We start from the raw sequence: 11,542 nt of genomic DNA, 5'->3' as shown, positions 1-11,542 counted from the left end.
TTCCCGAGACCGCGGACACCGGCGCAGGCAAATCCGCATCCGGGCGAGTGGTACGCACCACGAAGGACAGATCCACATGAGCATTATCGACGAGAACTACGCGTGGCAGTGCATCCGGGATGCGAACGCGGCGCGCGCCACCGTGCATGCGGTCTCGTCCTGGGCGGTGGGCAATGGGCCGGAGTTGACGGTTGATGCCGGAGGGCGCTGGCACAGCGACAGCCCGGTCGACGCCGCAGCGCGCGATCTGCTCGATACGTTGCTGCCGGTGGCGCTGGGTGGTGACCGCTTCGTGATCGCCCAGCTCGGGCAGAGCCTCGACGGACGGATCGCCACCGAAAGCGGCCATTCGCATTACGTCACCGGCGAGGCCAGCCGCGTGCATCTGCACCGTCTGCGCGCGTTGGTCGACGCGGTCCTCGTGGGCGCGGGCACGGCCGACGCGGATGACCCCCAGTTGACGGTTCGTCACGTGCAAGGCAGCAACCCCGTGCGCGTAGTGCTCGACCCGAATGGACGGGTGCCGCGCGAACGTGCCGTGTTCACCGATCCCGCCGCGCCCACGCTGCATATCGCCGGCCGCGCGCTGCAGCCGGCGGCGGGCGGGCACGTGGAGACGCTGACAATGGCCTGTGATGCGCAGGGCCTCGCACCCGAGATCATCCTGGCGCGGCTGGCCGAGCGCGGTCTGCGACGGGTGCTCGTCGAAGGCGGTGGCCAGACGGTATCGCGTTTTCTGCAGGCGGGCGTGCTCGACCGGCTGCACGTGGTCGTGGCCCCGATGCTGATTGGCTCCGGACGCCCGGCCGTGACCCTGCCGACCATCGACGTGCTCGACGACGCTTTGCGGCCGCCGTGCCGGACGACCGCCATGGGCGCAGACATGCTGTTCGATCTGGATCTGCGTGTGGCGGACATGGGGCACGCCTCTGCCTAGGCCGTGCCGGCGGCGCGCAGGTTCACTCGCCGCGGCCACAGCATGAGCGCCCCGGGCAGGCTGGAAGCGAGCACGATCAGGCCATAGGCCAGCGACAGCGCGACGCCTTCATGTGCCGGTAATCCCGCCAGCATCCAGATCAGCGCGGCCGCGCCCTCACGTATTCCCCAGCCGGCGATCGACAGCGGAATCGCCATGGCCATGAGCACGGGCGGTATCAGCACCCAGAGCTGGCTGATCGGTGTGTCCAGATCGATGGCGAGCGCGGCAAGCAGGAATACGCCGATATAGCTCGCGACCACCAGCAGCGAACTGATCAGCTGCGCCGGCCAGGTCCGCGAGCCGAGCAGGGTGATGCCGATATTGCGCAGGAAGGGCACAACGGCCGCCGCGACGCCGGCATGGTGTCGGACGGCCACGAGCAGGGTGACGAGCACAGCCAGAGCCGCCATACAGATCAGACCCAGCGCAGTGCCATGCGGTACTGCGAGCCTGGCGACCACGCCGTCGCGCAACGCAGGTGCACAGCCCAGCGCGATGAGGGCAACCAGACCGAGCGAGAGCTGGCCCGATACGCGTTCGATGACTACGGCGTGCCAGGCGTTCGCTCGGCTGCCGCCGTGGCGCCAGGCGCGGCTGGCGTCGCCGATCACGCCGCCGGGCAGGACCTGATTGAGAAACGTCGCCAGGTAGTATTCGCGGACCGCCGTGGACAGCGGCAGCGCCAATCCGATCTGGCGCGCGGTGAGTTGCCAGCGCCAGGCGGAGATCACGACCTGCGGCAGAGTGAGGGCGAGCGCGGCGACCAGCCAGCCGGGCCGCACCGTATCGAATGCCTGGGTCAATTGCTCGAGATCGAGGCGCCAGTAGAGCAGCGCAAACAGCGCCAGCGTGATGCCCGACCGCAGTACCCACCGCACGCCTTTCGTCATCGGCCGGTACCCGGCGCGGGCACGGCGAAGATATCGCGATGGCCAACGACGATGTTGAGATCACCGCGGGCTACGGCGGCGATACGCTGTCGCGCCCAGGCGTGAATCCGCTCGTGCTCGGCCGGGGCCTGTTCGGTGGCGGCGTCGCGCCAGCCTTCGATCAGCGCGCCGGCGAGGGCGTTCGAGTCCGAGCCGAGATGCCAGGGGCTGGCTTCGATCCGCACCCGGTAACCGTGACGTACGAGTGCTTCTTCCAGTATTTCGGGTGCGCGTGTGCCCACCGCCACTCCCAGGCCCTTGTCCCGCTGCTGGTGGGCGTCGAGCAGCTCGAGCACGAAAAGATCGTCGGCGTCCGTCACTCGCTGGTCGTCCTGACTGCAACGAAACACGATCTCGCCGTCGACGCTGAGCACGAACAGCACGGCGGCGCGTTGGGCCGCACAAGCCGCCGCCAGCCGCTCCATCCATGCCTGGCTGGCGAGATCGAAAAGTGCCGCCGCGGTCACCAGGCTCGCGCCGTCGAGCAGGGCGTCCAGGTCCGTGGCCAGATCGGCCACCACGCATTCGATCGCGCCAATGCGACCCGAACCTTCAGCGAGCTGTCGTGCCGAGCGCTGTGCATCGTCGAGCAGTTCGGCGTCGTGGTCGACCAGGCGCCAGGACTGGGAGCCGGGCAGGCGCGGAGCGAGATAACGCAGATTCGACCCGCGGCCGCTGCCGAGATCGACGACGTGGCCCATTGCGGCATCGCCATCGGTCAGCCATCGCGAGGCGGCCTCTGTTAGCTTCGATGCACGGCTGGCATGATCGACGGATTCGCGCAGGGTCAGCCAGTCCGCCTCGAAGCGGGCATGTGTGGTCGGGCGGCTCATGCGCAGGACCCGCCGCGCCGATCGAGCGTATCCAGTAGCTGCCCGAATTCGTTGGCTGCCTGCGGCCAGCGGCGCAGGTGATCACGGGCCGCGCGTGCGGTCGCCTGTGCTCGATGCCGAGCGTCGCGGTCGACGATCAGGGTTCTCAGCGCATCATGCAGGGCTGCCGTGTCGCCCGGCGGTACCGCCAAGCCACAGTCTGCGGGCAGGGTGTCGGCGAGCGCGCCGCCGGTGGTGGTGACGATCGGCAGGCCATGGGCCAAGGCTTCGAGAATGACCATGCCATAGCCTTCGTAGTGGGAGGGCAGCACGAACAGGTCGCTGCGGGCGTAGGCATCATTCAGCTCGGTGGCTTCGAGCGGGCCCCGCAGGCGTAGCCGCTCACTCAAGTGGGCGTCCTCGATCTGGGCAGCAACGGCATCGGCGTATGCCGGGTCGCGGTCGAGGGCGCCGACGCATTCACATTGCCAATCCAGATCGCTCAACCCTGACAGCGCGGCGACGAGCACATCGTGGCCCTTGCGCGGAATGAGCGTGGCGACACACAGCAGCCGACACGGCCCTTCCTGCCGATCCGGCGCGGCAGCGGCGGGGGCAACGCCAGGCTCGACCACGGTGAGCGAGGGCGCGCGTATATCCAGCTCTTCGAGACGACGGGCGGTGAAGACGCTAGTCACGACGACTGCGGTCACCGCCGCCAGGGCGCGCTGTTCGGCGGACAAGAGGCGATCACGCGTATTGGCATCGAGCCCGGTTTCGTCGGCCAGTGGATGATGCACGAGGGCGATCACGCAAAGACGGTCGGCGTGGCGTTCGATCACCTCGGGCAGGGCGCCCATCGCCAGACCGTCAATCACCACGATGGCGTGATCCACAATCGCGGCCAGGGTGTCGTCCAGCGCCTGGCGCGCGGTGGCGTCGGGCTCCGGAAACGTACCGTCGAGCCCGACCACGCGAATCGAGTGCCCACGTTCGCGCAGCCCGTCCACGATATGCGCGTCGTAGAGATAGCCGCCGGTGAGCTGGTGCGGGTCGCCGGCGACGATCAGCACCGCCTCTGCGCACGCTGGGCTCACACCTCGGCCTCGTAGCTGGCCCAGGCGATATGCGACTCGGACAGGGTCACCCGCAGCGCCGACAAGCCGGTGGCGGTGGTGCCCAGTTCGCCGGCCTTGATCGCCGCGCGCAGGCGATCGAATATCACCCTGGCGAGATATTCGGTGGTGGTGTTGCGCCCGCTGAAGGCGGGTTCGTCGTCGAGGTTGCGCATGTTGAGTTCGGCCAGCTTGTCCTTGACGACGGTGCTGGCCAGGCCGATGTCGATCACCAGATCATCGGCATCGAGTTCGGCCCGCATGAAGGTCACGTCGACCACATAGGTCGCGCCGTGCGTCTTCTGCGCGGGGCCGAAGATGTCGCCGTTGAAACTGTGGGCGATCATGAAATGATCGCGGACGGTAAGACTGAACATGGCTCTCCTGACTGTGGGGCTGCGAGATCTGCGTATATGAAACGTGGTGTCAGCGGTATCGGATGCGCTGGCAGAGCGTGGCGTCGTCGGGCCGGGCCAGGCGCGCCATGACCTCGGGTAGCGACTCGAACGGCGCCTCGGCGTCGATGAGCGCATCGAAACGCGCGTCGGCGAGCAGCGACAGGGCCAGTATGAGCCGTCGCCGGTGATCCCAGCGCGCACGGTGCGTCGGCGAGACAGCACCGACCTGACTGGAACGCAACATCAGCCGCTGCGAGTGAAAGGCCTGACCCAGCGGCACGCGCACCTCGCGGCTGCCGTGCCAGCTCATTTCCAGAACCGTGGCTTCGAAACCGGCCAGTGCCAGGGCCTGGGCCAGGCCGGCCTCGCTGGCGCTGGCGTGGATGACCAGGTCGCGGGCGCCGCTCGCCTGGGCCGGGGTCACGAAACGCACGCCCAGGGCATCGCCGAGACCTGCCTTGCGTGGATCGATATCCACGAGCTCGATATCCGCGCCGGGCAGGCGCGCGCACAGGCTGGCGACCAGGCCGCCGACAACGCCGGCGCCGATCACGGTGATGCGGTCGCCCACGCCGGGGGCGGCGTCCCACAGTGCGTTGACCGCGGTTTCCATATTGGCGGCGAGAATGGCGCGCTCGGGCGGCACGTCGTCGGGCAGGGCGATAACCGCATCGGCCGCAACCCGATAGCGTGTCTGGTGCGGGTAGAGACAGAACACGGCACGCCCCAGCCATTCGCCCGGCCCGGCCTCCACGACGCCCACATTCGCGTAACCGTGCTTGACCGGACCGGGAAGTTCGCCTTCCTGGAACGGCGCACGCATGCGTGCATACTCGCTCGCGGGCACGGCGCCGGTGTAGACGAGTGTCTCGGTGCCCCGGCTGACCGCGCTGAAGCAGGTGCGCACCTCGAGTTCGCCTTCCTGCAAAGACGGCAGTGCCTGCTCGATAATGGCACTGTCGTTGGGCGGGCGAAGCCACAAAGCATGCGCCACGGACGTTGTCATGGACCGACCTGTATCAGAAGTTGAAACCGTTTTGACGCATTTTTTTTTCACGTCCCCGCATCGCCGGGTCGACCAGTTTAACGATTCCGGCGATATCGGCGTCGGCGCGTACGCGCGCGGTCGAAGGCACGATGTCATGACCGCGCCGCGCAAGGACGGGCGTTCGTGTCCGGGCGCGGCGACCGCGCCTCGGGTCGCGCGGGGCAGCGGGGTGGATATCCTCGCCGGCTTCGGGTTGACGCTGTTGCTGGTGGAGATACTGCTGGCGACCATCGCCGCGCCCGCAGCGCTGCGGTTGTCGGCCGGCGGTTTGTATATCGCGCTGGCGCTGCTGTTGTGCGGCGTGGGTGAGACGCTGCCGCGCAGCCTCGGCTGGGGTAATCGCGTCACCCTGACCCGCGCGGCCCTGGTGATCACGATCGCGGGCATGGTGGCTTTCCCTGCCTTCCTCGGCGCGCATCTCTATGCCTTCATCGGTCTGGCCGTGGCGGCGCTGGCGCTGGACGGCGTCGATGGCTGGATCGCGCGCCGCACCGCCTCGGTGTCGGCGTTCGGAGCACGGTTCGATATGGAACTTGACGCATTCTTCATTCTGGTGCTGTGCGCAGCACTCGCCGCGGTCGGCAAGGTGGGGCTGTTCGTGCTGTGGATCGGCCTGGCGCGCTATCTGTTCGTGCTCGCACAGCGCGTTGCCCCCTGGCTGCGGGCGGAACTCTTTGCCAGCTTGCGGCGCAAGGCGGTCTGCGTGTGGCAGGTGGTCACGCTGGTGATCTGTCTGCTGCCGGCGGTGTCGCCGCCTGTCGCGGCGCTTGCCTCGGCATGCGCGCTGGTGTTGCTCGCGCTGTCGTTCGGCATCGACGTGGCGTGGCTATATAGACGGCGCGGCAGCCATGCCGCCGATCAACATGCCTGAACGCATCCATCCCTAGGCAAAATCCCGCGGTACGCCTGAAACCGGCTTGAAGCGCCCTGGATTCTTTCGCTGGCAGGCGCTTGCAGATCCTAGGACATTCCCTCGTTCAAATAAGTGTCTGCACTGTACAGCTACATATAGTTGGTTTATGGTTGACAACAGGCATTACGTGAAGGTGGCGGCGCGTGACCAGTGTCGTCATCCGATGGAGACGACATGAAAATCCGCTATTTCGACCGTCTGATCAGCCAGGGCACGCTGGCCATCCATTATCCGGATCGCAATACGCAGTTGATCGGCAACGGCTCGCCCAAGGCACATATCCACCTGCGCGAACGCAAGGTACTTACCCGTCTGTTCTCGGATCCGGAAATGGCGTTCGGCGAAGCGTATATGGACGGCGACTGGTGGCCCGGCGAAGGCGGCCTGAGCGCACTGTTCGAACTGTACTTCGCCAACGTCGACAATTTCGGATCGAGTCGGATTCTCGATATTGCACGGCATGCCCTGCGCGGTCTGCGCGAGGCCAATTCCCGGCTGCGTTCGCGCCGTAACGTCAAACACCACTACGATATCGACCGCGAACTGTTCCAGCGTTTCCTCGATAGCGACATGCAGTATTCCTGCGCCTATTTCGAAGATCCGGACATGACCCTCGATCAGGCACAGCAGGCCAAGTGCCGGCATATCGCGGCCAAGCTGTGCCTGCAGCCGGGCGACCGCGTACTCGATATCGGCTGTGGCTGGGGCGGGCTCGCACTGTATCTGGCACGGCATCACGATGTCGATGTCACCGGGCTGACTTTGTCCGACGATCAGTATGATTACGCCTGCGAACGCGCCGAGCGCGAAGGCGTTACTGATCGCGTGCGGTTTCTGCAGCAGGATTACCGTGAACACGATGGCGAGTACGACGCGATCGTAAGCGTGGGCATGTTCGAGCACGTGGGGCGGCCGCAGTTCCAGACCTTTTTCGATCAGGTGGCGCGCCTGCTCAAGCCCGAAGGGCGTAGTCTGATCCATACGATCGGTCGCAACGGACCGCCGATCGAGGATACCCACGGCTGGATCGAGAAATATATCTTCCCGGGCGGCTATGTGCCGTCACTCTCGGAAGTCGCGCCCTGCGTCGAGGACACCGGCATGAGCCTGTCCGACCTCGAGGTGTGGCGGCTGCATTATGCGCGCACCCTGGGGTGCTGGAACGAGCGTTTCCAGGCCCATCGGGACACCTTCGAGGCGCGTCTGGGCGAGCGTTTCTGCCGCATGTGGGAGTTCTATCTGCTCGGCTGCCAGGCGATATTCCGCTGGGGCGAGCTCGTGGTATTCCATCTGCAACTGGCGCAGCGAAACGACGTGGTACCGATCACGCGCGATTATCTATACCGGGATACGCCCGACGCGGTGCGTCGTTTCGAGGACCGGGAGCTTGGACAGACCGGTTAACGTCTCTCGTCAGCGTCGCTGTCGCAGGGCGTCCACGCAGGCGCCGAGCAGAAACAGCGCGGTGCACATGATCACGCCCCAGACGTTGATGCCCAGCGTCTGGGCGTAGCTGCCGTGGCCGAGCGCGACCGACTCGGGAATCGTGGGCAGATCGGCCAGCTTCTGCAGCGCCAGCAACAGGCCGATGCCGATACCGGGCCACAGCGCGAGATGAAACGACAGCGCCCGGGCGGGTTTGACCCAGCCGAGCAGGAAAATGGGCGCCAGCCCCATGATCGCGGTGCCGCTGATCGTGGTCGCGGCGATCACGGCGGGGCCGACGCCGTCGATATACAGCGACAGCAGCGGCAGGTTGCCCAGAATCGCGATGATCCACATCGCGCGGCGGCCGCTGGCCTGCTGATCGAGGGTGGGGGGCTCGCGCTCCACGCCCCAGTCGCGGGCCGCGAACTTGGCGGATGAGGCGAAGGTCGAGTCCAGTGTCGAACCGGCGCTGGCGAGCATCACCGCGTTGAACAGCAGTAGCATGCCCAGACCGATGGCCACGGGCACGGCGACCGCCACCGACGGCGTAGCCGCGATATCGTTGACCAGCGCGTACAACCCCGCGACGCTGAAGCCCGCGATCAGCCCGCCGCCCAGCAGCGCGGCGAGAATGAAGCTCGCCACCATCTTGCCCGGCGCATTGACGAACGCGCGATCGGTCATCACCGGATCGTGGAAGCCGTAGGACAGGGTCTGTACCAGCGCGAGCAGCAAGAAGGTGAAGCCGCCGGCCGCCATATCCGGGGTGATGCCGTGATTGGCGACCGTCGGCACGCCGGCGCGAATCACGTCCGGTGCCAGCACGCCCAGAGTGACGATCAGCAGAAACGCCACCACCACCATCTGCACGGCATCGGTGACGATCGAGGATCGCAGCCCGCCGCGCAGACTGTAGTACAGCGTGAGCGCGGTGAAGCCGAGCGCGGCCGTCCAGTAGCCGGCGCTGCCTTCACTGCCGAAATACAGCGAGGCGACCTTGGTGTTGGACCAGACTTCGTTGAACAGCCGGATCCCGATCACGATCAGAAACAGGCGCGCGGCGCGCACGCCGTATTTGCTGGTGAGGAACGCGGCCAGCGAGGTGTGGCCGCCGCGGGTACGCATGAAATAGACGACGACGGCGACCACGACGAAGGCGAGCCAGTAGGCGGCATAGCCGATCCCGCCCAGCCAGCCGAAGGCGACCGTGAGGTTCATGGCGTTGTCGATGCTCTTGGCCATGACCCAGGAGATCGCCGCCGAGGCCCCCAGCAGCCACACGCCCGGCATGCGGCCGTGGCCCGAACTGCCGCCGAAAAACGCCGTCGGACCCGAGCGTCCCGGCGTGACCTTCAGTACCAGCAGCGCATAGACGAAGAACACGGCCCACGGCAGGGCCGCGAGCATCACGATCGAAAGACTCAAAGCTGGCCGTTCTCTTTTACCCGGTGCCAGCCCTGGGCGTCGGCGCGACCGAGCTGATCCAGCATCTGACCGAGCCGCTCGTCGGCGCCGGCGCGCGGACGCATGCGCACGTCAAGCTGATAACGTCGCTGCGGATCGATGGCGATCTGGCCGTCGATGGCGAGCGGGCCGTTGCTGTCCACCATCTTCAACTGCACGCCCTGATCGCTGCGGCCCAGCGCGGTGGTGAACTGGCCGAGCGCGACCGGCGGGTTGAACAGTTGCCAGCGCGTGTTGTTGACACGGATCTGGCCGTCGAGGGCGCTGAATGTCAGCGCGTCGTCGAAGGCCGCTTCGCGGATATCCAGGCCAATATCGCCGGCGACCGGCAGAAAGGTATAGCCACCTAGCTTGGCCAGCCAGCCCGCGGAGGCACTGCCGGTCACGTTTTCCAGCCGCGTGGTGCCGAACAGCGAGCGCGACGCGGTGGCCGAGAAGCCGTCGAGATCCGAGGCGATATCGATATCCGCGCTCACGCGGGCGAACAGCAGGGCGCTGGGATGCAGGGTCCAGTTGAGATCTTCTACCGCGCCCCCGGGGCCGGAGGCGTAGGCGGCATGGCCGTTGAAGATCGTGCCGGTGACGCCGCCCAGCGAGATCGGCGCCATCTGCTCGGCCCAGCCGGCGACCACGCGCGCGGGCAGAAAAGCGATCAGGCCGATCACGAATGCGACCGTGCCGACCAGCGCGTAGCGGATGATCCGGGCTTTCATGCGCCACCTCGGGTGAGTGTCAGTCGCGCCTGGACGGTGCCGTTCTCTTCGTCCCGGGTCACGGTCATCTGGCTGGCGGCGATGCCGTAGTCGCGTTGCAGGCTGCGCAGCCAGAACAGCATCTGATTGAAATTGGCTTTCTCCAGCGTGACCGTGGCCTGATCGTTGTTGTCCGGCTGGATTCGACGCACCGCCTGGCCGAGGCCGTTCTCGCGGCTGCTGGCATCGACGATCGACAACAACGACTCGTTGCGACCCTTCACCGAATTGTTCTTGCCGCTGGACTGCAGCAGACGCGCCTCGTCACGCACGCCCAGCATCCAGCGCGCCTGCTCGGCTTCGGCATTCACGCGCACCCGCGCGTCGGCGACACTGGTGTTCAGCGGCTGCCACAGGGCGTAATAGAACAGGGCCAGGACCACCGCGACGGTGCCGGCGATCACCGCCACCCGCTCGCGCGGGGCGAGGCCTTCGTACCATTGGCGCAGGGCATTCATGCGCCGGCTCCGCTGCTCACGCTGGCACGGATCTGCACGCCGTCGGCGGCGGCGTCCGCGCTTTGTACATCCAGGCTGGCGCCCGGCTGGCGTGCAAAGCCTGCGCGCAGGGCCTCGAGTGATTGCACATTGTCACCGCGCATGCTCAGGTAGAGCGCGCCTTCGCGGTACTGCATGGACTGGACCGTCACATCGCCGGCCTGGCCGGTGACCTCGGCGGTCGCCTGCAACAGCGGAAACATGCCGCCGCTGCCGCCCGCCCCGCGCAGGGTGCGTATGTTCTGTTCGGCCTGGACCCGCAGATCGTTGATCGTCTGCACGTTGGGAAATGCGTCGCGAAAGGCGGCCACGCTTTCGGCATGCAGCGCGTCGATGCGCTGGTTGAGCTGCCAGCTCTCGATGCCGCGGGCGCCGATGGCGAGCACCAGCCATGCGGCGGCCAGCCCCGCGGTGATCTTGAACGGCTGCCACCAGGTCTGCATCGCCGAGGCGCGCGCGAACAGACCCTGACGCATGTTGATCGCGGCGGAGAGGTCGGCCTGCGCGAGCAGGCGCGCGAGCACGGTGTCGTCGTTCTCGAGGGTGATGACGTCGAGTTCGGGTTCGGGCTCGAATGCCGGCTCGGCCAGCATCGCCTTGACCGTGTCGTTGGCGGCGCGGGCGCCGTAGGCCACGATGCGGGCCGGCGCGCTGTCGCCGTCGGCCAGCGCCGGCCACAGGCCCCGTTCGGCGGCGAAGCCGCGGTGTGCGCCGGTACGCGTGATGACGCGGTCGTCGATCACCGCGATCTGCCATTCGTCGGTCGCCGGCATGGGCAGGGCGAGGGCGTCGGGCACGATCTGGACCACGTCCAGCCTGGCGTCGCGGCAGAGGTCGATGATGTCCTGCATCCGGGTCTGGTCGATGACCAGTGCCGCGGTGTCACCGCTGGTTTCCGGGCGCGCCGCCAGGGCGAAATGCAGCGTGTCCACGCGCGCGGCCAGCTGGTCCTCGAGAGCGAAGCTGGCGGCCTGCAGACGGCGCCGGGCCTGGCGAATCGGCGGTAGATGAACACGGGTGAGCAACACGTGCTCCGTGGGTATGAGCACGACGCTTTCGCGTTCGCCGGCGGCATCCGCCGCCTCGGCCAGTGGCGCACGCACCAGCGCGCCGCCGTCGTCGAGCCAGGCGGCCTGCTCGCCGTCCAGATGAATTAAAAAACGCTCGGCCACTCGGGAAACCCCTGGAATCTTGGCATTATCTGCGG

At 67.0% G+C, this 11,542-nt stretch carries 12 protein-coding genes; 3 read left to right on the top strand and 9 right to left on the bottom strand.

What is annotated here, in order from left to right; translation table 11 throughout:
• The first annotated feature begins 76 nt into the window (after positions 1–76).
• Positions 77–937 (top strand): RibD family protein, encoded by an 861-nt coding sequence (locus tag ACFOSU_RS11750; RefSeq protein WP_380689812.1) that lies wholly within the window; start codon positions 77–79, stop codon positions 935–937.
• Here the strand turns inward: ACFOSU_RS11750 and ACFOSU_RS11745 are convergent.
• From ACFOSU_RS11745 to ACFOSU_RS11725, 5 genes are read right to left on the bottom strand one after another with little or no spacing between them, the layout of a single operon-like run.
• Complete coding sequence (locus ACFOSU_RS11745) at positions 934–1,869, bottom strand: lysylphosphatidylglycerol synthase transmembrane domain-containing protein (protein ID WP_380689810.1); 936 nt, start codon at positions 1,867–1,869, stop codon at positions 934–936. The genes ACFOSU_RS11750 and ACFOSU_RS11745 overlap by 4 nt on opposite strands.
• The gene (locus ACFOSU_RS11740) at positions 1,866–2,741 is read right to left on the bottom strand and encodes a class I SAM-dependent methyltransferase (RefSeq protein ID WP_380689808.1); all 876 of its coding nucleotides are present in this window, start codon (positions 2,739–2,741) and stop codon (positions 1,866–1,868) included. The genes ACFOSU_RS11745 and ACFOSU_RS11740 overlap by 4 nt, the downstream gene beginning before the upstream one ends.
• Positions 2,738–3,817, bottom strand: a complete 1,080-nt coding sequence (locus ACFOSU_RS11735; protein ID WP_380689806.1) for a glycosyltransferase family 4 protein — start codon at positions 3,815–3,817, stop codon at positions 2,738–2,740. Before ACFOSU_RS11735 ends, ACFOSU_RS11740 begins: the two co-directional genes overlap by 4 nt.
• Positions 3,814–4,212 carry a 6-pyruvoyl trahydropterin synthase family protein gene (locus tag ACFOSU_RS11730; RefSeq protein WP_380689804.1) on the bottom strand — a complete coding sequence of 133 codons (399 nt, stop codon included), beginning with the start codon at positions 4,210–4,212 and terminating at the stop codon, positions 3,814–3,816. Before ACFOSU_RS11730 ends, ACFOSU_RS11735 begins: the two co-directional genes overlap by 4 nt.
• 49 nt (positions 4,213–4,261) lie before the next feature.
• Positions 4,262–5,215 carry a zinc-dependent alcohol dehydrogenase gene (locus ACFOSU_RS11725; protein WP_380689802.1) on the bottom strand — a complete coding sequence of 318 codons (954 nt, stop codon included), beginning with the start codon at positions 5,213–5,215 and terminating at the stop codon, positions 4,262–4,264.
• Between ACFOSU_RS11725 and ACFOSU_RS11720 the strand changes: the two genes are divergently transcribed.
• Entirely contained in the window at positions 5,184–6,152 is a 969-nt protein-coding gene (locus tag ACFOSU_RS11720; protein ID WP_380689800.1) for a CDP-alcohol phosphatidyltransferase family protein, read from the top strand. The genes ACFOSU_RS11725 and ACFOSU_RS11720 overlap by 32 nt on opposite strands.
• 216 nt (positions 6,153–6,368) lie before the next feature.
• Positions 6,369–7,598 (top strand): class I SAM-dependent methyltransferase, encoded by a 1,230-nt coding sequence (locus tag ACFOSU_RS11715; protein ID WP_380689798.1) that lies wholly within the window; start codon positions 6,369–6,371, stop codon positions 7,596–7,598.
• A 9-nt stretch (positions 7,599–7,607) separates the two neighbouring features.
• Here ACFOSU_RS11715 and ACFOSU_RS11710 read toward each other — a convergent pair whose 3' ends face one another.
• From ACFOSU_RS11710 to gspL, 4 genes are read right to left on the bottom strand one after another with little or no spacing between them, the layout of a single operon-like run.
• On the bottom strand, positions 7,608–9,047 hold the full coding sequence (locus ACFOSU_RS11710) for a Na+/proline symporter (protein ID WP_380689796.1): 1,440 nt from the start codon (positions 9,045–9,047) through the stop codon (positions 7,608–7,610).
• Positions 9,044–9,799 (bottom strand): type II secretion system protein N, encoded by a 756-nt coding sequence (locus tag ACFOSU_RS11705; protein WP_380689794.1) that lies wholly within the window; start codon positions 9,797–9,799, stop codon positions 9,044–9,046. The genes ACFOSU_RS11710 and ACFOSU_RS11705 overlap by 4 nt, the downstream gene beginning before the upstream one ends.
• Entirely contained in the window at positions 9,796–10,296 is a 501-nt protein-coding gene (gene gspM, locus ACFOSU_RS11700; protein ID WP_380689792.1) for a type II secretion system protein GspM, read from the bottom strand. Before gspM ends, ACFOSU_RS11705 begins: the two co-directional genes overlap by 4 nt.
• Positions 10,293–11,507: a type II secretion system protein GspL gene (gspL, locus tag ACFOSU_RS11695; protein WP_380689790.1), complete on the bottom strand. Its 1,215-nt coding sequence runs from the start codon at positions 11,505–11,507 to the stop codon at positions 10,293–10,295. Before gspL ends, gspM begins: the two co-directional genes overlap by 4 nt.
• Between the last annotated feature and the right edge of the window lie 35 nt (positions 11,508–11,542).

Source organism: Salinisphaera aquimarina (genome assembly GCF_042643355.1).
Lineage (GTDB): Bacteria > Pseudomonadota > Gammaproteobacteria > Nevskiales > Salinisphaeraceae > Salinisphaera > Salinisphaera aquimarina.
This window is presented reverse-complemented; position numbering and strand designations above follow the sequence as displayed.